This is a genomic window from Nocardia australiensis, assembly GCF_020733705.1.
GTDB classification, from domain to species: domain Bacteria; phylum Actinomycetota; class Actinomycetes; order Mycobacteriales; family Mycobacteriaceae; genus Nocardia; species Nocardia australiensis.
The window spans coordinates 1,756,363-1,775,413 of the sequence record NZ_JAJFZM010000001.1 but is presented as its reverse complement, the minus strand read 5'-3'; the positions used below and the strand labels follow the sequence as shown (position 1 = coordinate 1,775,413).

Genomic DNA, 19,051 nt, shown 5'->3' with positions numbered 1-19,051 from the left:
CGGCTACGCACTCGAACCAGCCTGCGTGGCGCGTGCGCGGCCATATAGCCCGACACCGCCATCGCGGCCACCACCGCGACACCGGCCACCGCCGTTACGAAAGCAACCATGGATATTCCTCCTTCGTCGATCCCAGCATGTCCTATCGACCTGACAGGACCCTGTGCGCCGACTAGGAATAGGACACACCGACCTACCGTTGAGCACCGGACCAGTGGAAAGCAGGAGAATGGGTCCCGTGACCGGTAGCGAGCAGATCGCCGAACGGCGCGTACGCGTGGTCTCCTGGTTCATTGCGGCGGCCATCGCCATCGCCGGACTCTGTTACTCCTCCTGGCTGCTCGAGTTCGTCCTGCCCATCCACATTGACGCGGTCAATACGTTTCTCAGCGAACTCGACGCCGAGGGCAAGCCCTATCGCGTGGTGTTCTCGACGGCGGACAAGATCGTGGGCGTGCTGCTGATCCCGGCGTCGATTGCCGGGCTGCTGCTGTTTCCTCGCCGCAGATTCACCACCGTCGGCTGGGTCGCGCTGTTCTGTTTCGCCAGTGCGACCATCGGCGATGTGATGCTCCCGCTGCGCGACTGCACTCCGGCCGATAACAGCGCGTGCGGCGGTGGCGGCAGCGGACTGTTCCCGCAACTGCATCAGCCGCACGCGCTGACCAGCACCATCGCGGTGACCGCGATCGCCGTGGCGACGTTCGCGTTCAGCGTGGCCGCATTCCGGTACCACCACTGGCGAATCCTGCGGGAGGCCGGGCTCGTGGTGCTGGTGCTCGGTTCGGCGGCGACGGTGTGGATGCTGGTCGCCGACAACCTGCCAGGCCATTACGCGCTCGGTGTCGCACAACGAATCCAGGTCGGATCGATGTCGCTGTGGTTGATCACCCTCGCGGCGGCGGTGGTGCTGGAGGGCCGCGAATGGATCGATCCGAATATTTAGCCGATCTTCAGCGCGACTGTGTGGGTGTCGAGCCTCGCGGGCAGCTTTGTGGTGTCGACGAAGAGGATCTCACCGGTGCCCTGTACCCCGTTGGGCAGCGTCTTGGGCTTCAGCCCGAACGGCGGTTGGTCACCGGTACTCGCGGCGAGGCCGAAATCGCTGTCGTTGGCGATATAGAGGGTCTTACCGCCGTCCAGGGTCGCCAAGCCCTCGATCTTGTCGTGGCCGTAGAAGTTGCCGTCGGCGTCGAGACCGTTCAGTAGGGCGGCCAGATCCAGGTTCGTAATCTTGGCCACCGGAGTGATGCCCGCCTTGGTCAGCGCGGCGACGCCATCGGCGGTCGCGACGGTGCCGACCAGGGTCTCCAGCGGCTTGCCTTCGACCAGCAGCCCGCCGCGTTCCGGATCGTATTGCGCGCCAGCGACCTTCGACTCCGGCCCGACATCGGTGGCGCCCGCGATGTCCACCGTCCACAGCTTCTTGTCAGCCTTGGGGGCGAGATTGCCGTCGCGTTCGTCGACGAGGAAGGTGGTCGCGCTCAACGCGGTGATCTCGGAGTCGGCGACCTTGGTGTTCTTCGGATCCTGTAGCGGCAGCAGGAATTCCTTGACAGCCTTGGTCTTCAGGTCGAATGTGACGATGCGGGTCATCGGCACATCCTTGGCCGAGCCGTCCAGGCCGGGGGTCTTCAGGCCGCTCTGCACCAACCCGACCAGCGTGCCGCCGTCCGGAGTGACGGTCAGACCCTCCATACCCTGATTGGGGGTGCGCAGCGAAAGTTCCTTCGGCAGGCCGGAACCTGGGCCGAACCGTTCGATTTCGACGCCCTTGGCGTCGAAATGCACCAGGAACGGACCGTATTCGTCGGACACCCAGAACGTCCCGTCGGGCAATGCGACCAGCCCCTCCGGATCGAGGCCGTGATCGGTGGGCGGCAAGACATTTCCCGCCAGATCGCGAATGGTTTCGCCGGTGCTCGCGGCGATATCGACCTGACCATTGAACGGAGTGCCGTTCGCGGTGTGCAGATCGATCGAGGACTGCAGCGTCGCGCGATTTCCGGCCAACCTGAAACGGCCGATCTTGGGGACGAAATTCGGTGTCGGCGCGAGCTTCTCGTTCTTGCCGGGGCCGTCGACGTTCGGGCCACGATCGGTGAGGCCGTAGAACTCGTCCGAGCTGCCGGGCACCGGGGTCCACGCCGAGCCGAAACCGCTGCCCTGCACAGTGGTTGCGCCGAAATCACCGAGCGGCGGAATGTCGGTGGTGTAGAGCCGGACCGCGTCTGTGGTGGTGACCTCGAATTCATCGGTGCCCGTATAACCGGCCTCCGGCTGATAGACCAGCGCGCCATCGAGACGGCGGGTCAGCGAACCGTGTTCGGGATCGGCGACCGCGACCGCGGCACTACCGCCGGTCGCGGCGATCAGGTCATCCAGGGAAATCACCAGCGGCTGGTCCTTGGCCACCGTGAAATCCGCCTTCGTGTCCGAAGACGAACAGGCTGCGGCCAATACACCGACGCACAAGACGGCGAGCGCGGTAATTCGAGGACGAGAGGGAGCGTTCACCGTGTCTGCTTACTCTGTTCGACCGACGTGCACTGAACGTCCGAGTGATCAGATGGTGTCGAACACGGTCCATGCCATGCTGTCGTCGTGGGTGATCGTGTGAATATCTCGTCGGCCTCCGAGTTCGAAAATGTCGTCGGCTACTCCCGTGCCGGCATCGCTAGGGTCGGTCTCGTGACCAGTGATGCTCCCGAGACCACCGTCCCGCTCGACACCGTCGCCGAGGCGACGACCCGTCTGCTCGAAACCGTCCGCGGGCTCGACGCCGACCTGACCGTCCCCTCGCTGCTACCCGGCTGGTCGCGTGGCCACGTCCTCGCGCATCTGGCGCGCAACGCCGACAGTCTGGTCAACCTGTTGAACTGGGCGCGCACCGGCATCGAAACGCCACAATACGCAAGCATTTCCGGCCGCGACGCCGATATCGAAGCCGGCGCGCCACGCCCGCTGCCCGAGCAGCTCGCCGACAACACAACCGCCGCGAACCGCTGGCTCGACCTCGCCCGGTCCCTCCCCGCCGACGCCTGGTCGGCAACCGTACGCACCAGGCAGGGCAACTCCATCGCGGCGACAGAGGTCATCTGGATGCGGCTGCAAGAGGTGGAGATCCACCACGCCGACCTCGCCGCCGCCTACCAACCCGCAGACTGGCCAGCCGATTTCGTCACCCGCCTACTCCCCCGAGCCGCCGCCGACCTGACCAAAGCCGCGCCCGCGACTCCAACATTCGAGATCCGAGCCACCGACAGCGCCATCACCGCCGTCATCGGCACCGACTCCCCCACCTCCGTCATCACCGGCCCAGCGAACTCTCTGCTGGCCTGGCTACTCGGCCGTTCCAATGGCGCCGACCTCACCGGCGACCAGCCGACCCTCCCCAACTGGAAATAGTCCCCTGAGTCCGACCGGCCCAGCTCGGCAATACCGCGGTGACAGGTGGACAGCCCATTCGAACAAGCGAGAAGGCCCCTCCCGATTTCCCGGGAGGGGCCTTCTATCTGTGTGCGCCCGAAGGGATTCGAACCCCTAACCTTCTGATCCGTAGTCAGATGCTCTATCCGTTGAGCTACGGGCGCATGGTAATTCAGTTGTTGCCCGGTTTTACCCGGGTGTGGCGGAGGCGAGAGGATTTGAACCTCCGGTCCCCGTGAAGGGACAACTCATTAGCAGTGAGTCCCATTCGGCCGCTCTGGCACGCCTCCTGGAGCCTTCTCTTCGAGGGCACCGGTCCTTTCGAACCGCCGGTTAGGAAGGTTACAGTAGCCTCTGACCAGATCGCAAAACGCCTGGTCGTCAGCGTAGATTGCTGTCGAACCAGTCGAAGATCCTGATTTGTGAATCGATAAAACCGTAGTCGTCGTCGGCGCCCAGGGTGTCGGCCCGATGGCGCAGGCCGGGGTAGCTCACGACCAGGCTCGCCACCGAGGCGCGCGCGGTGGCGTCCCGGAGCTGGTCGACCTGCGTGGGCGGGGTGGTCGGGTCGTCGGCGCCATAGAGACCGAGCCACGGCGCCTGCAGGTTCGGCGCCGCCCGCACCAGAGCGTCCGCCTCCGCGGTGAGCGGTTCGACGATGCCGGGCGCGGCCACACTCACCGCCGCGCCGATCGGGCGGTTGGTGGCGACCAGGAAGGCGGCGGTGCCCGCGTGGTCGAAGCCGAGCACACCGATGCAGTCAGGGAATACGCCACGACGGGTCAGCCAGTCGAAGCAGGCGTCGAAATCCTCGAAGAGTTTGTCGCCGAACACCTCGGCCGCTAAGTCCCTGGCGCCTCGATGGAACAGGTTGGGCGCGACCACCGTCCAGCCCTCGGACGCCAGCGCGCGCATAAGCCCTAACAATGCGCCGGTGAATTCCCGGGATTCGTGCAGCACCACGATCCCGCCACGGGAGTTGCCCTCCGGCTCGACCACCGTGATAGGCACATGTTTACTTTCGGCCTGCCGCCGATCTTCGACCGCTGATTTCGCGTTTTGCTCGGAAATCTTTTCGTCGCGACCGCGTAGCGGGGCAATATCGTCATAGGTGCCCGACATGAAACCAGCGTATTGCCAGTTCCTGACCTTGGCGAGAAAATACCGTGAGCGGCCCTGATCCGGCGCCGATCGATGCGCGGCTAGGGTAGGACTGTGAGTGCGAAGATTAGGCCCGACCTCGATTCGATCCCGGCCTATGTCCCCGGGCGCAACCATCCCGGCGCGGTCAAGCTGGCCAGTAACGAAACCACGTTCGGTCCGCTCCCGGCCGCTGCCAAGGCCATCGCCGAGGCCGCCGAACTGGCCAACCGGTATCCGGACAATCAGGCTACGGAACTACGCGCGGCACTCGCGGACTTTCTCGGCGTCGCCCCGGCGAACGTCGCCGTCGGTTGCGGCAGCGTCGCGCTGTGCCAAGAGCTGGTGCAGATCACCTGTAGTTCACCGGCCGACGAGGTGGTATTCGCCTGGCGCTCGTTCGAGGCGTATCCGATCATCGCCCAGGTCGGCAATGCGACCGCCGTGCGAGTCCCGCTCACCGCCGAACTGGTGCACGATCTGGATGCGATGGCGGCAGCGGTCACCGAGCACACCAAGCTGATCTTCGTCTGCAACCCAAACAATCCGACCGGCACTGCCGTCGCCAAGGCCGAGTTGGAGCGCTTCCTGGACGCGGTCCCCGAGCGGGTGCTGATCGTGCTCGACGAGGCGTACTACGAATACCTGCGGCTGTCTCCGCAGCAGCACCCGGACGGTGTCGAACTCGGCCGGACGCGCTCCAATGTCGTTGTGCTGCGCACCTTTTCCAAGGCGTATGGCTTGGCGGGCCTGCGCGCCGGATACGCGGTCGGCGACCCGGCCGTGATCACCGCCCTGATGAAGGTGCACATTCCGTTCAGCGTGAACCGTGTCGTACAGGCCGCCGCGATCGCCTCATTGGAGGCACGGCACGAACTGCTCGATCGAACCGACAACGTCATCGTCGAACGCGACCGGGTCCGCGACGCACTGCTTGCGGCGGGTTATCGGGTACCGCCGACAGAGTCCAACTTTGTCTGGCTGCCGCTGGGCGCACGCAGCGCCGAGTTCGGTGAGGCCAGCGCGGAGGCCGGAGTCCTGGTGCGGCCCTTCGGCACCGACGGGGTGCGGGTGAGCATTGGGGATCCCCATGAGAACGATCAGTTCCTGCGCTTCGCACTGGGTTTTTTGGCCGCTGGCGCGGCGGGTTCGCGGCCCTGAAGGCTCGCGAACTCTAGTACTCGATCTCGCTACGCTCGAAACTGGTGTCGTGCCCAGTGGGCACGTGGGGAGCTGGTGCGGGACCGACTGTTTCTGTACACAGATAAGTGCTGTGGTTTGGTCGGGCGCTAACGTAGGGGCGCTGTTCGCCGGCTCGGATCAGGCGACGCCGAGTGGGCGGGAGATGGTGGGCCAGGAGCGGGCGAGTTCGTCACGCCAGTAGGGCCATGAGTGGGTGCCGGTTGGGCGGAAGTGTGCCGTTACCGGGATGCCGAGGGTGGCGAGGCGGTCGGCCAGGCGATGGGTGCAGGCATTGGTGGCGGCTTCGAGTGGTCCGCCGAATCCGACAGTGGTGGCGATATCGGGGCTGCCGAGGGTGTCGTACTGGCCGGGCAGGCCGCTGCCTACCGATAGGTAGATCGCTTTGCCGCGCAAGCCTTCCGCGTGTAGCAGCACGTCATGGTCGAGCCAGTCGGAGTCGTGCTGCTGACCGAACATGTTGTCAGGCTTACCGCGGTAGGTGGACACCACGGCGCGAGCCTGAACCTGTCCGAGATCGGTTCCCACCGAGAAACATCCGCTGTGCGCCGCGATCGCCGAATAGAGCTTCGGCTGCCTGAAGGCGAGCATCATGGCGGCCTCGGCGCCCATGGAGACACCAACCACCGCGTTGCGCCCGTTGCCGTCGAACGTCGCGTCGATCAGCGGCGGCAGTTCGTGGGCCAGGAACGTCTCCCACATATTGACGCCGAGCACCGGATCCGGCTGCTGCCAGTCGGTGTAGAAGCTGGCCGGGCCGCCGACGGTGAGTACCACGTTGACGTCTTTGTCCTCGAAGAACTCCTCCGCGTGCGCCTGTTCGGTCCAGTTGTTGCGGTCGGGTTCAGCGCTGCGGCCATCGAGCATGTACACCGTTGGGCGGGGGTGGCTTCGGTCGCGCGGCAGCAGTACCTGCACCTCGACGGAGCGTTGCATGGCCGGTGAGTTCACGTACACCCGCAGCCAGCGGTCGTTGATCGGTTCGATGCGATCCACGGTGGGGTGTGCGGCGAATGGCGTGCTCGGCGCGGCCGGGTCGGGACCTGCCGATGATCCGGTGTCGGCCGGTGGTGCGGCACCCGGTGCCGCCCATCCCGTTGGAGCACCAACCGCCGCCGCACCGGATAGCAGTGCGACACTCACCATGACGCTGGAGAACCAACGCCGCGCCCCGCGTCGAGACAGCATGGCCACCATCCTGCCAGAGAAGACGGCCTCGACATGCTGCCATTCCCAGCACTGAACTGCATGATCGGCTCCACCGGCGGTTCAGTCGGCGAGAAGTCGGTCCTGCCAGCGGCGTTCCACTCCGGCGAAGCGCCATATGGCCACCGCGATCGCCCAGGTGGCCACGAACAGCCCGACGACGATGTAACCGAGGTCACCCAGATCGAGGTTCCCGATCCACGCGACGACGCCCGATTCGACCTCGAGTTTGTCGGCGAAGATCGAGATGATCTCCTGCCCGCCGATCAGCAGGGCGACCATCACCGACAAGCCGGTAATCACCAGGTTGTAGTAGACCTTTCGGATCGGTTTCGCGAATGCCCAGTCGTAGGCGTAGCTCATGAACGAACCGTCCAGCGAGTCGAACAAGGCCATGCCCGCCGAAAACAACACGGGCAGTACAAGAATCGAGTACCACGGCAGCCCGGTCGCGGCGGCACCGCCCGCGATCACCAGTAGGCCGACCTCGGTGACGGTGTCGAAACCGAGCCCGAACAACACCCCAACCGGATACATCTGCCACGGTTTGCCCACCAATCGCACGACCGGTGCGAGCACCCGATTGAGCAGGCCCCGGTTGTCCAGCTCACGCTCGAGTCGCGCCTCGTCGAACTCGCCGTCGCGCAGTCGCCGGAAGACCCGCCAAATCCCAAGCAGCGACGCGAGATTCAACAAGCCGATCACGATCAGGAAGGTGCCCGAGATGCTGGTTCCCCACAGCCCGGTCCACCGCTGCAACGTCGAATCCTCATTCGTCAGGTTCGCCGCGAGCGCCCGCACCCCGAATGTCAGCAGCGCGACGAGCACGAACACCACGCTCGAATGGCCGAGCGCAAACCAGAAGCCGACCGTTTGGACCTTCTTACCACCGTTGTCCGCCACCAACTTTCGCGTCGTGTTGTCGATCGCGGCAATATGGTCGGCATCGAAGGCGTGGCGCATGCCGAGCGTGTACGCGGTGACACCGAGCCCCACCCCGAACACGGCCCCCTGCACGATGTGATGCCCCGGCACCACGAATACCAACAATGTCCCCCACCCGAGGACATGGAGTGCGATGACGGCGACGGCCATTCCCACGACACTGCGCACGTGTCAAACCCCTACTGCTGGACGAGCCGAACCGATCCACCGTATCGCGGGAGACGACCCACAAGCTGGAAAGCGTGGTGCTCGACGGCGACCACGTGGCCATCATGGAGTCCTGTCAGTACCCGGACGGAGTTCGCGTCCTCGTCAGTTCGGTAGCGGACCTGCGCGACGGCCGAATCATCGGCCAGACCTCGATCCAGGCGTGCGACGAATAACCGAACGAAAAGCGGAGACGGAGGGATTTGAACCCCCGGTCGCTCTCGCGACGCTCGCTTTCAAGGCGAGTGCATTCGGCCGCTCTGCCACGTCTCCAGTGTGACGATGGTAGCGGACGGGTTAATCGGCACGCTCGCCGATTGCTTGGTCGACGCGAGCGAAGACCTCGCCGATGACCTCGAGCTGGGCCGAGCTGACCTGATTGATGAAATTGCGGCGGACGGTATCGACGTGGCCGGGTGCGGCGGCTTCCAAGCGGCGCACGCCCTCGTCGGTGAGTTCGGCGATCACGCCACGGCCGTCGTCAGGGCAGGTATTGCGGCGCACGAGTTGCTGCGCTTCCATGCGACGGATCTGATGGGTCAGCCTGCTTCGGGACGACAGCACCCCGTCGGCGAGTTCACTCATCCGCAGCGACCGCTCAGGTGCCTCGGAGAGCAGTACCAGGATGCGGTATTCGGCGACGCTGAGGTCGTTATCGCGTTGGAGTTGACGATTCAGCACCGTCATCAGGCGTAGATGGCCGTCCATATAAGCCCGCCATGCGCGCTGCTGTGCGGGGGTGAGCCAATTCAGCTCGGCCGCAGACGTGCGACGGCTCGGTTCGCGATGCACCCTCACCATTGTAGGCGCGGCCGAACTGGGCAAATCCGTACGCGTTTCACCAGCGTGGCGGGCGCGAGGCCGGCGATCCGCGATGAACCGTCCGGACCGGTCAGCGGTCCGCCCCAGCACCCGGCAGTATGGATCGGGTGCGAGCTATCAACCTGAACGGTTTCGGCGGTCCCGAGGTAATGGAGTGGAGCGAGGCGCCCGATCCGGCGCCCGGGCACGGCGAGGTGCTGATCGAGGTCGCCGCGGCCGGTGTCAATCGAGCGGATCTCCTGCAACGCCAGGGTTTCTATCCACCACCGCCCGGTGCGGGCGACATCCTCGGCCTGGAGGTCTCGGGCGTGATCGCCGAGGTCGGCGACGGGGTGCGGGACTGGCAGGCTGGCGATCGGGTGTGCGCGCTGCTGTCGGGCGGCGGATACGCCGAACGGGTCGTTGTGCCCGCGACCCAGGTACTGCCGGTGCCCGCGGAATTGGACCTCGCCGCGGCGGCCGGGCTGCCGGAGGTGGCCGCCACGGTGTGGTCGAACCTTGTGACCACGGCCGGATTGCATGCCGGTCAGCTGGTGCTCGTGCATGGCGGCGGCAGCGGAATCGGCACGCATGCAATCCAATTGGCGGTGAACCGCGGTGCGCGCGTCGCGGTGACCGCCGGATCGCAGCGCAAGCTGGATTTGTGTAAGGATCTCGGCGCCAGTGTGCTGATCAACTACCGCGAGGAAGATTTCGTCGAAAGAATCCGCGCCGAGGGATCAGGCGCGGGCGGTCCCGGCGCGGACATCATTCTCGACAATATGGGCGCCGCGTACCTGCCGCGCAATGTGGACGCGCTGGCACCACACGGCCATCTTATCGTCATCGGTATGCAGGGTGGCGTCAATGGCGAACTGAATCTGGCCACGCTGCTCGGCAAGTGGGGGACCATCCACGCCAACAACCTGCGTAAGAGACCCGCCACCGGAAACCACAGCAAAGCAGGCATCGTCGCCGAGCTGAACCGTCACCTCTGGCCGTTGATCGGCGACGGCACCATCTTTCCGGTCATCCACGCGGAACTCCCGATCACCGACGCCCCCGAAGCCCATCGGCTACTCGACTCGTCGGACACCTTCGGCAAGGTGATCCTGCGCGTGCGCGACCTGTGAGCCCGAGCAGGCGGTGTTCACTCCAGCGCGGTCAATGCGCGGCCGAGTTGGTCGATCTCGAACTTGGTGGTGTAGGGCGCGAGCCCGACGGTTACCGCGCCGCCCTCGTCGTTGACGCCGAGGGCATCGAGCAGTCGGCTACCACCGTGGACGCCGCTGACGGTGCCGATGCGGCTGTCGGCCAGTTTGGCGGCGACCTTCTCGGCCTGCATGCCGCCGAGGGTGAAGCTGACGGTCGGGATACGAGTGGAGGCGCGGCCGATGACAGTCAGGTTGGGGATCTTGTCGAGCACGTCCATCAGATGCTCGAAGAGCTGATCGTGATAGTCCTGCAGCGAGGTGATCGACATCTCCAGACGCTCGCGCCGAGTGCCGGTGGCGCGCTCATCGAGACCGGCCATGAAGTCGATGGAGGTGGTGAGGCCCGCGAGCAGTGCGTACTGGTGGCCACCCACCTCTAGTCGCTCGGCGCCTTTCGCGTACGGGTTCAACGACATCGACGGAATGCGGTCCAGGAAGGCGGGATCGCGGAAAATCAGGGCGCCGATTTGCGGGCCACCCCATGCGGGCGCGCTGAGCGCGACGACGTCGGCGTTGAGTTCGTCGATATCGATCAGCGCGTAGGGCGACGCACCGAACGCGTCGGCCACCAGCAGACCGCCTACCTCATGCACCCGGTCCGCGGCCACGCGAACCGCGGGAGCCGACCCCACGATAGGAGACGCGGCGGTCAGCGCGACCAGTCGCGCGGTGGGGCCGATCAATTCCTCGAATTGCCACGACGGCATCTCGCAGGTCTCGATCTCGACCTCGGCCCAGCGCACGTGCGCGCCATAGCGATTCGCGATCCGCAACCACGGCGCAACATTGGCTTCGTCGTCCAGCCGCGACAACACGATCCCGGTGCCGAGACCGAGCCGCGAACTCAGCGACTCCGCCAACCAGGCAAGTAAGACCGCACGATCCGGGCCGAGCACCACGCCCGCCGGATCACCGCCGACCAGATCCGCGACGGCCTCGCGCGCGGCGTGCAGGATTTCGGCGCTGCGCATGGCAGCACCATTGCGTCCGATGTGGGAAAACGACGACGTGCGGAAACCTGTTGATACGGCGCGAGATACCGAATCCGGCACCAGCATGCCCGCTTGCGGGGCGAGATGGATCCAGCCGTCGCCCAGGGACGGAATCAGGCCCCGAACCCTCGCGACGTCGTAAGTCATGCTGGCCACTCTAAGGGCATCGGCCGAGCCTGTGTAACCGCGTTCGGTCTCCGAGAGCTGGACACCGACGAGCGCGAGCACAGCGACCTGGGACTCTGCATGGCAACCGACTTTCAACAAATCCGAACCACACGACCAGAACAGGATAGAACGCCACCACGACGCCAGAGCATGCGCGCACCATCCTCCCCACGCCCACACCGAGCGGAGGCGACGCAGCCGCAAGCAGCGCCGGGCGGAGCGGAGGCGAGGCAGCCGCCTTAGCGCGTTTACTCGCAACGCGACATGATGGGATTCATGACGCATTCGGATGAGCCACCGGAATCCATCGTCGTGATCGGACCCGACGGCCGGCCACTGGAGATCCCAGCGCACGCGGGGGCGAACACGCCCTTCACCGCGCAGGTGATGTCCGACGACGATAAGAAATCCGACGATTCGGAAGATAAGGACGACTCCGGCGAATCGCTCGCCGACATGGTTGAGCAGCCCGCGAAGGTCATGCGCATCGGCACCATGATCAAGCAGCTGCTCGAAGAGGTGCGCGCGGCTCCGCTCGACGACGCCAGCCGCACCCGCCTGCGCGAGATCCACAAATCCTCGGTCCGCGAGCTCGAGCAGGGCCTCGCGCCCGAATTGCGGGAAGAGCTCGAGCGGCTCACTCTGCCGTTCACCGACGACGCCGTCCCCACCGACGCGGAGCTGCGCATCGCTCAGGCTCAGCTGGTCGGCTGGCTCGAGGGACTGTTCCACGGCATCCAGACCGCTTTGTTCGCCCAGCAGATGGCGGCGCGGGCGCAGTTGGAGCAGATGCGTCAGGGCGCGCTGCCGTCCGGCATCCACGCCGTCGACCCCCGTACCGGTCAGCCCGGCCAGACCATTGGCGGGACGGGGCAATATCTCTGAGCCTCGGCCCGCATGCACCACGCGGGCCCGTCGGGATTTGCAGGGGTAGTGTCGTGCACCGTGCCTGCCGCTGCCGCTCGCCCCGACTCGGTTTCCAATGTGAGTACCGCGCGTCCTGAAGAGAGCCCAGTGCGTTCGAATACCAGCCCCGCATATTCCGACGAGAGTTCCCAAGAGACCTCCGTGCGTCCTGAAGAAAAGACCGCCGAAGCGGACAAGACGTCAGAGAATCCGGCGACCACCGACGACCGGCCGGTGGTCGACGACGATGCCTCCGTCGTGGTCGAGACACCGATCGTGTCGGATTCGCAAACCTTCCAGCGGGCCTTCCAGGACTTCCGCGGCGGCTTCGCGCAGCGCGAGCTCTGGCTCTCGCTCGGCTGGCAGGACATCAAACAGCGCTACCGGCGATCGGTACTCGGACCGTTCTGGATCACCATCGCGACCGGTGTACAGGCCAGCGCGATCGGCCTGTTGTACGCGGCGCTGCTCGGTCAGCCGATCAAGGACTATCTGCCGTATGTGGCCGTCGGCATCATCGTGTGGAATGTCATCAATGCCAGCATTCTCGAGGGCTCCGAGGTGTTCATCGCCAACGAGGGGCTGATCAAACAGCTGCCCTCGGCATTGAGCGTGCACGTCTATCGCCTGGTCTGGCGACAGTTGCTGTTTTTCGCGCACAACTTGCTGATTTATCTGGTGGTGCTCGTCGCCTTCGGGGTGTGGGAGAAACTACATTGGACCGCGATTTTCGCGATCCCCGCGCTCGGCATGCTGTTCCTCAACGCGATGTGGGTGTCGATCGTTTTCGGCATCTTCAGCACCCGCTACCGCGATATCGCGCCGATCCTCAGCAGCCTCACACTGATGCTGTTCGTGCTGACGCCGGTTATGTGGAATACGAAAAGCCTGGAGGCACAGGGCGGTCAGGTGAGCGAGCGAGCGAAACTGGCCGAAATCGTCCCGACATTCCACTACCTGGAGATCATCCGGGCGCCATTACTCGGCGACGATCAGCATCTGTATCACTGGGTGATCGTCGGCGCGATCACCGTGGTCGGCTGGATCGTGGCAATCTTCGCCATGAAGCAGTACCGTTCGCGCGTGCCGTACTGGGTATAGGAGACGGGGTCGATGACCGATCATGTGAGTATCGAGACCCGCCAGGCGTGGGTCGAGTTCCCAATTTTCGACGCCAAATCACGATCGCTGAAGAAGGCATTCCTCGGTAAGGCCGGTGGCGCGATCGGGCGTAATCAGTCCGATGTGGTGGTGGTCGAGGCGCTGCGCGATATCACCCTTTCGCTGAAAGAGGGCGACAAGGTCGGCCTCGTTGGGCACAACGGCGCGGGCAAGTCGACGCTGCTGCGGCTGCTTTCGGGAATCTACGAGCCCTCGCGCGGCAGCGCGCGGATCCGTGGCCGCGTGGCACCGGTGTTCGATCTCGGTGTCGGCATGGACCCGGAAATTTCCGGCTACGAGAACATCATCATCCGTGGCCTGTTCCTCGGGCAGACCCGCAAACAGATGTTGTCGAAGATCGATGAGATCGCCGATTTCACCGAACTCGGTGAGTATCTGTCGATGCCGCTGCGCACCTATTCGACCGGTATGCGGGTGCGGCTGGCGATGGGTGTTGTCACCTCGATCGACCCGGAGATCCTGCTGCTGGACGAGGGGATCGGCGCGGTCGACGCCGAATTCATGAAGAAGGCCAGGATCCGATTGCAATCACTGGTGGCCAGATCCGGCATCCTGGTTTTCGCCAGCCATTCCAATGAATTCCTCGCACAACTCTGCGATACGGCCATGTGGATCGATCACGGGCAAATCCGTTCGCAGGGCAGCATCGAAGAAGTGGTGCGCGCCTACGAAGGACCGGACGCGGGAAATCACGTCGCCACCGTGCTGCGCGAAATGGAAGCCGAGCGGACAATTGGCACCGAACGAGAATTGGAGCGGAACGAGGCATGATCGAGCCGACCGGGCAGCAATCCCCGATCGTCGAAGGGGATCCGTCCCCGGTCGATGACGCGGCTGCGCCCGCTGCCGACGCGGCGGCGGATTTCCCGCCCGTCAATACCGGTCCCGACGCCCGCATCGTGGCCGTTGTCGTGACGCACAAACGGCGCGAGCTGCTGGCGGAATCGCTGAAAGTCGTTACCTCGCAGTCACGGCCGGTTGATCATCTGATCGTCATCGATAACGGCAACGAGGCCGAGGTCGCCGATTTGGTCCGGGAACAGCCGATCGAATCGACCTATCTTGGTTCGGCGCACAATCTCGGTGGCGCGGGCGGTTTCGCGCTCGGTATGTTGCACGCGCTGACGCTCGGCGCGGATTGGGTTTGGCTGGCCGATGATGACGGTAGGCCCGAAGGCCCCGAGGTGCTGTCTATCCTGGTGGATTGCGCGGACCGGCACGGACTTTCCGAGGTCTCGCCGGTGGTCTGCGATATCAATGAACCCGACCGACTCGCGTTCCCGCTGCGCCGCGGATTGGTGTGGCGGCGGCTGCGCTCCGAGCTGAGTTCACCGGAAACCGCGGGCGAGGACGACTTCCTGCCCGGTATCGCCTCACTGTTCAACGGCGCCCTGATCTCCGCACGGGCGGTCGACGTGATCGGCGTCCCCGATCTGCGTCTTTTCGTTCGCGGCGACGAGGTCGAGGTGCATCGCCGGTTGGTCCGCTCCGGGCTGCCTTTCGGCACCTGTCTGCGAACGGCCTACCTGCACCCGAATGGTGCCGAGGAATTCAAACCGATTCTCGGCGGGCGCATGCATACCCAGTACCCCGACGATCCGGTGAAGCGTTACTTCACCTACCGCAACCGCGGCTATCTGATGGCCCAGCCCGGCATGCGGAAACTGCTGCCTCAGGAATGGATTCGCTTCTCCTGGTTCTTCCTTGTCACCCGTCGTGACCCCGCCGGCCTGCGCGAATGGTTCCATCTGCGCAGCCTCGGCCGTAACGAACAATTCGGCAAGCCCGACTAGAGTTCCGCGGCAACACCCTTGAGGATCAGCTCCAGGCCGAAGACGAAATCGCTATCGGCCGGTTCGTCCGTCGCCGACTGGAACAGCGGCGCGGCGAAAAGCTTAGCGGCCTCCGGGTAGCGCTCCGGATCGACCAGTCCGGCCAATGCCCGGCCGTAGATCTGGTTGGACTGCGCCTCGTCCAGGCCGGTGCCGCGCCTGGCGTCGGTCAACTGCTGGGTGATAAGACACGATTGGCGCACATGCGCGCTCAGCAGCATCAGAACGCCGACCTTCGTCGCCCAATCCAGACCGGTCGCCGCGAGGGTGCGCAGGGCGGCGTCCATCCAGCCGATCCCATTGGGGCCACGCGGCGGCCCGGTGATGGGCAGTTGCGGTATCCACGGATGCTCGAGGTAGCTCGCCCGCATGGCATGGGCCCACTGCCGAAGCCCGGTGCGCCACTCGGTGCTCAGGTCGGGAGCCGGACCGAGGGCGAGATCGTTCATCAGCTCGAACAGTTCGTCCTTCGAACCGACATGGCGATACAGCGCCATCTTCGTAAAGCCGAGTGCCGACGCGACTTTGAGTAGGGTCACCGCGCCGAGGCCGTCTCGGTCGGCCAGTTCGACCGCTGTGCGCACGACCCGTTCGACATCGAGTTCCGCCGGTCGTCCCAACCGCGCCCGATCCTGGATTCGCCACAGCCTGCCCAGGTCGGCGGGCACCGCCTCGTCCGCCATCGCGGCACCTACCTCCTCGGGTTCGTGAGCGTGTTGCCGAATACTATCGGCATATATAGTTTCCCTGAGATAGTATCTCTTGGATAGTTAACTACTACAGAGAATGGCAACCTTCATGACCGATCGACCGGTCGCACCCAGATCTCGGGTGCACGACGTCGATGCCCTGCGCGGCTTCGCGCTGCTGGGGATCTTCGTCGTCAACATCACCTTCATGGCCTCGGGATATCCGGGCAACCTGGTCACTGACCCCGCCTACTCCGCACCCCTCGACCATGCCGTTCACGACCTGTCGCTGCTGTTCGTCGATATGAAGTTCTACCTGCTGTTCTCCTTCCTCTTCGGCTACAGCTTCACCTTGCAGATGAAGTCGGCGGCCGCGGCGGGCGCCGCCTTCGAACCACGCATGCTGCGCCGGATCGCCGGACTGTTCACCCTCGGAGTGCTGCACATTGTGTTCCTCTACGCGGGCGACGTGCTGACGACCTACGCACTGGCATGTTTGGTGCTGTTTTGGATGCGCGCGGTTACCAACCGCACGGCGTTGCGAGTGGCCGCCGCGTTATACGGCCTGGTGCTGGCAAGCCTGGTGCTGAGCGGGATATTCCTCGACACCTCGGCGATACTGCCCGCGACCGATGTGGCGCGGGCGAATGCCGAGCAGGCGACCGCGGCGATGCTCGGCGGCTGGGGCGATGTCATCGGAGAAAACCTGAGCGGACTGCCGCTGCTCGTCATGCAGGCAGTGACATTGCAGGGCCCGACCGCGCTCGCGATGTTCCTACTCGGATTGGTCGCGGGTCGGGGCCAACTGCTGGCGCGAGTGCGCGGCGACGAACCGATCCTGCGGCGTATCCAATGGATCGGCTACCCGGTGGGTTTGACGGGCAGCGCGGTGTTCACGATCGGTGGGGGTACCGGCCATGCGCTCGCCGTCGCCGCGAGTGTCGCGACCGCTCCGTTCCTCGCGGCCGCCTACATAGCGACGCTGCTGCGCATGATGCACAGTCCGCGCACAGCATGGATCCGTTCGGCGCTCGCGCCCGCGGGGCGGATCGCACTCACCAACTATCTCGGACAATCCGCGATCGGGCTGCTGATCTTCACCGGTATCGGACTCGGCGCGGCGGGGAGCCTATCGCCCCTGGAGACGATGCTGCTTGCGCTCGCGGTTTTCGTGGCGCAACTCGTAGTGAGCGCAATCTGGTTGCGCCGGTATCGATATGGGCCTGCCGAGTGGGTGTTGCGCTGGATCACCATCGGGCGCCGGCCGGCCTGGCGGGGCACGCCGGTCGAAACTCCCGTCCCATAACGGCAGCTCTACCAGGAACGACGCTCGCGACGCTGATTCGGCCGAATCACGGTAGGGTCGGCACGCATTTAATCGCTGATTGGAGGGTTGGATGAGTTACCCCGGCGGATATCCGCCTCAGGGCCAGCAGTCCGGGCAATGGCCTGGACAGCCACCGGCATATGGTCAGCCCGCATCGCAGGCCGGGCCCGGCGCGCCACCCTATTGTGCGCCACCCTATGGTGCGCCACCGCAATACGCTCCGGGACCGCCGGTGAGTCAACCTCATCTGGCGCAACCGCCGGCCGGACAGGCTCCCTACGGGCAACCGCCGTACGGCCAACCCCCGACCGGGCAGCCGCCGTATGGGCAACCGGCTCCGCCCTACGGTCAGCCGCAGCAATTCGGCGGGCCCGCACCGCAATTCGCGCCGCAGACACCCTACGGTGGCCGACCCGGGGCGCCCGTTCCGCCGGGGATCACCGTCGACTCGTCATATACACCGATGGCATTCCTACTCGGGCTGCTGACCAAACCCAAGATCAAGATCAACGGTCAGCAGGTCCCCGCAACCAGGTGGGGTCCGACCCATATCCCGGTCGGGCCGGGCACCTACCAGGTGTGGGTGGCCACACCGTGGCTGTTCGACATGGGCTCGAATCAGATGCCGGTTCAGGTCAACGACGGTCCCGGCACCAAGGTCTACTACCGCACGCCAGCGGTGTTCTTCCTCAATGGAGCCATCGGCATGGTTCCGCAGAAGACGCCCGGCATCGCATTCATCTACGTCAGCTGGGCATTCGTCGCACTGATCGTACTGTTGTCGTTCGTGAGCATTATCGCCGCCAGTTCGGTCTGACCGGCGATCCGAGGCACTCGGACCACTCGCCCTTTAGACCACCCTATGCAACTGATTGCATAGGGTGGTCTAACCTTAGTGTCGAGGTGCGGAATGCCGAGGGACGCCACCCGCGGCACATACGACAGGAGCAGGGCATGACGGAAACGGGATCGAAGCCGCTCGCGGGCACAACGATGATCATGTCGGGCGGCAGCCGGGGAATCGGGCTGGAGATCGCCAAGCGCGCCGCGGCCGACGGCGCGAACATCACCCTGATCGCCAAGACTGATCAGCCACATCCCAAGCTGCCCGGTACCATCCACACCGCGGCGGCGGAGCTCGAGGCCGCAGGCGGTCAGGTATTGCCCTTCGTCGGCGACGTGCGCATCGATGAGTCGGTTGCCGAGGCCGTTCGCCAGACGGTGGAGCGGTTCGGCGGCATCGACATCGTGGTCAACAATGCCTCGGCAATCGACCTTTCCCCCACCGACGCCATCTCGATGAAGAAATACGACCTCATGCAGGACATCAACTGCCGCGGCAGTTTCCTGCTCGCGAAACTGAGCATTCCGGCGCTGCGAGAATCCGCCGCGGCCGGGCGCAATCCGCACATCCTGACCCTGTCCCCGCCACTGAACCTGGATCCGAAATGGGCGGGCGCCTCGCTGGGCTACACCATCGCCAAGTACGGAATGTCGCTGACCACACTGGGTTTGGCGGAAGAACTCAAAGGCGATGGCATCGGCGTCAACTCACTGTGGCCGCGCACCACCATCGCCACCGCCGCGGTGAAGAACCTGCTCGGCGGCGAGGAAATGGTCGCCACCTCGCGCACCCCCGACATCTACGCCGACGCCGCCTACCTGGTCCTCACCTCCCCCGCGAAACAGACCACCGGCAACTTCTTCCTGGATGACGAAGTACTGGCCGCCCACGGCATCACCGACCTGGACAAGTACCGAGTGGTTCCCGGCGACGGCCCGCTGACCATCGACCTGTTCCTCTGACGGTTTC

The 19,051-nt window shown here is 64.9% G+C and carries 19 protein-coding genes and 3 tRNA genes; 12 read left to right on the top strand and 10 right to left on the bottom strand.

Annotated features, from left to right (window positions below; genetic code table 11):
- Nucleotides 1-238 precede the first annotated feature (238 nt).
- Nucleotides 239-946, top strand: a complete 708-nt coding sequence (locus LKE06_RS07990) for a DUF998 domain-containing protein (protein WP_227997975.1) — start codon at nucleotides 239-241, stop codon at nucleotides 944-946.
- Here LKE06_RS07990 and LKE06_RS07985 read toward each other — a convergent pair.
- Nucleotides 943-2,517 carry an esterase-like activity of phytase family protein gene (locus LKE06_RS07985; RefSeq protein WP_227997974.1) on the bottom strand — a complete coding sequence of 525 codons (1,575 nt, stop codon included), beginning with the start codon at nucleotides 2,515-2,517 and terminating at the stop codon, nucleotides 943-945. The genes LKE06_RS07990 and LKE06_RS07985 overlap by 4 nt on opposite strands.
- An 87-nt stretch (nucleotides 2,518-2,604) precedes the next feature.
- Between LKE06_RS07985 and LKE06_RS07980 the strand changes: the two genes are divergently transcribed.
- The gene (locus LKE06_RS07980; protein WP_227997973.1) at nucleotides 2,605-3,408 is read left to right on the top strand and encodes a maleylpyruvate isomerase family mycothiol-dependent enzyme; all 804 of its coding nucleotides are present in this window, start codon (nucleotides 2,605-2,607) and stop codon (nucleotides 3,406-3,408) included.
- A gap of 112 nt (nucleotides 3,409-3,520) precedes the next feature.
- On the opposite strand, the gene LKE06_RS07975 is transcribed toward LKE06_RS07980, so the two are convergent.
- The 3 genes from LKE06_RS07975 to LKE06_RS07965 all read right to left on the bottom strand — a co-directional run bounded on the left by LKE06_RS07975 (nucleotide 3,521) and on the right by LKE06_RS07965 (nucleotide 4,551).
- Nucleotides 3,521-3,593, bottom strand: a tRNA-Arg gene (locus LKE06_RS07975).
- A gap of 36 nt (nucleotides 3,594-3,629) precedes the next feature.
- Nucleotides 3,630-3,719 (bottom strand) — tRNA-Ser (locus LKE06_RS07970).
- 91 nt (nucleotides 3,720-3,810) lie between these two features.
- The gene (locus tag LKE06_RS07965; protein WP_227997972.1) at nucleotides 3,811-4,551 is read right to left on the bottom strand and encodes a dienelactone hydrolase family protein; all 741 of its coding nucleotides are present in this window, start codon (nucleotides 4,549-4,551) and stop codon (nucleotides 3,811-3,813) included.
- Nucleotides 4,552-4,644: 93 nt separating this feature from the next.
- On the opposite strand from LKE06_RS07965, the gene hisC reads away from it, so the two are divergent.
- Complete coding sequence (gene hisC / locus LKE06_RS07960) at nucleotides 4,645-5,730, top strand: histidinol-phosphate transaminase (RefSeq protein ID WP_227997971.1); 1,086 nt, start codon at nucleotides 4,645-4,647, stop codon at nucleotides 5,728-5,730.
- A gap of 159 nt (nucleotides 5,731-5,889) precedes the next feature.
- Here the strand turns inward: hisC and LKE06_RS07955 are convergent, their stop codons facing one another.
- Complete coding sequence (locus LKE06_RS07955; protein ID WP_227997970.1) at nucleotides 5,890-6,957, bottom strand: alpha/beta hydrolase; 1,068 nt, start codon at nucleotides 6,955-6,957, stop codon at nucleotides 5,890-5,892.
- A gap of 81 nt (nucleotides 6,958-7,038) precedes the next feature.
- Complete coding sequence (gene nicT, locus LKE06_RS07950; protein WP_504787235.1) at nucleotides 7,039-8,088, bottom strand: Nickel transporter NicT; 1,050 nt, start codon at nucleotides 8,086-8,088, stop codon at nucleotides 7,039-7,041.
- A 74-nt stretch (nucleotides 8,089-8,162) separates the two neighbouring features.
- Here nicT and LKE06_RS07945 point away from each other — a divergent pair, with 74 nt between their 5' ends.
- Nucleotides 8,163-8,303, top strand: a complete 141-nt coding sequence (locus LKE06_RS07945; protein ID WP_227997969.1) for a hypothetical protein — start codon at nucleotides 8,163-8,165, stop codon at nucleotides 8,301-8,303.
- Nucleotides 8,304-8,315: 12 nt separating this feature from the next.
- Here the strand turns inward: LKE06_RS07945 and LKE06_RS07940 are convergent.
- Both LKE06_RS07940 and LKE06_RS07935 read right to left on the bottom strand, forming a co-directional pair.
- Nucleotides 8,316-8,400, bottom strand: a tRNA-Ser gene (locus LKE06_RS07940).
- A gap of 24 nt (nucleotides 8,401-8,424) precedes the next feature.
- Nucleotides 8,425-8,835 carry a MarR family winged helix-turn-helix transcriptional regulator gene (locus LKE06_RS07935; RefSeq protein WP_227999331.1) on the bottom strand — a complete coding sequence of 137 codons (411 nt, stop codon included), beginning with the start codon at nucleotides 8,833-8,835 and terminating at the stop codon, nucleotides 8,425-8,427.
- Between the two features lie 221 nt (nucleotides 8,836-9,056).
- On the opposite strand from LKE06_RS07935, the gene LKE06_RS07930 reads away from it, so the two are divergent.
- Nucleotides 9,057-10,061: an NAD(P)H-quinone oxidoreductase gene (locus LKE06_RS07930; RefSeq protein WP_227997968.1), complete on the top strand. Its 1,005-nt coding sequence runs from the start codon at nucleotides 9,057-9,059 to the stop codon at nucleotides 10,059-10,061.
- A gap of 17 nt (nucleotides 10,062-10,078) precedes the next feature.
- On the opposite strand, the gene LKE06_RS07925 is transcribed toward LKE06_RS07930, so the two are convergent.
- Complete coding sequence (locus LKE06_RS07925; protein WP_227997967.1) at nucleotides 10,079-11,281, bottom strand: cysteine desulfurase-like protein; 1,203 nt, start codon at nucleotides 11,279-11,281, stop codon at nucleotides 10,079-10,081.
- A gap of 297 nt (nucleotides 11,282-11,578) precedes the next feature.
- Here LKE06_RS07925 and LKE06_RS07920 point away from each other — a divergent pair, with 297 nt between their 5' ends.
- The 4 genes from LKE06_RS07920 to glfT1 all read left to right on the top strand — a co-directional run bounded on the left by LKE06_RS07920 (nucleotide 11,579) and on the right by glfT1 (nucleotide 15,183).
- Nucleotides 11,579-12,187: a bacterial proteasome activator family protein gene (locus LKE06_RS07920; RefSeq protein ID WP_255648462.1), complete on the top strand. Its 609-nt coding sequence runs from the start codon at nucleotides 11,579-11,581 to the stop codon at nucleotides 12,185-12,187.
- Between the two features lie 255 nt (nucleotides 12,188-12,442).
- Entirely contained in the window at nucleotides 12,443-13,309 is an 867-nt protein-coding gene (gene wzm, locus LKE06_RS07915) for a galactan export ABC transporter permease subunit Wzm/RfbD (RefSeq protein ID WP_227999329.1), read from the top strand.
- A gap of 12 nt (nucleotides 13,310-13,321) precedes the next feature.
- A complete protein-coding gene (wzt, locus tag LKE06_RS07910) occupies nucleotides 13,322-14,161 on the top strand; it encodes a galactan export ABC transporter ATP-binding subunit Wzt/RfbE (protein WP_227997966.1) in 840 nt (279 codons plus the stop codon).
- Nucleotides 14,158-15,183, top strand: a complete 1,026-nt coding sequence (glfT1, locus tag LKE06_RS07905; RefSeq protein ID WP_227997965.1) for a galactofuranosyltransferase GlfT1 — start codon at nucleotides 14,158-14,160, stop codon at nucleotides 15,181-15,183. Before wzt ends, glfT1 begins: the two co-directional genes overlap by 4 nt.
- On the opposite strand, the gene LKE06_RS07900 is transcribed toward glfT1, so the two are convergent.
- Nucleotides 15,180-15,905 (bottom strand): TetR/AcrR family transcriptional regulator, encoded by a 726-nt coding sequence (locus LKE06_RS07900; protein ID WP_227997964.1) that lies wholly within the window; start codon nucleotides 15,903-15,905, stop codon nucleotides 15,180-15,182. The two genes, glfT1 and LKE06_RS07900, sit on opposite strands and share 4 nt — an antisense overlap.
- Nucleotides 15,906-16,020: 115 nt before the next feature.
- Here LKE06_RS07900 and LKE06_RS07895 point away from each other — a divergent pair, with 115 nt between their 5' ends.
- The 3 genes from LKE06_RS07895 (at nucleotide 16,021) to LKE06_RS07885 (ending at nucleotide 19,044) form a co-directional block, all read left to right on the top strand.
- Nucleotides 16,021-17,217 carry a DUF418 domain-containing protein gene (locus LKE06_RS07895; RefSeq protein ID WP_227997963.1) on the top strand — a complete coding sequence of 399 codons (1,197 nt, stop codon included), beginning with the start codon at nucleotides 16,021-16,023 and terminating at the stop codon, nucleotides 17,215-17,217.
- 253 nt (nucleotides 17,218-17,470) lie between these two features.
- Complete coding sequence (locus LKE06_RS07890) at nucleotides 17,471-18,055, top strand: hypothetical protein (RefSeq protein WP_227997962.1); 585 nt, start codon at nucleotides 17,471-17,473, stop codon at nucleotides 18,053-18,055.
- Between the two features lie 137 nt (nucleotides 18,056-18,192).
- A complete protein-coding gene (locus LKE06_RS07885) occupies nucleotides 18,193-19,044 on the top strand; it encodes an SDR family oxidoreductase (protein WP_227997961.1) in 852 nt (283 codons plus the stop codon).
- Nucleotides 19,045-19,051 lie beyond the last annotated feature (7 nt).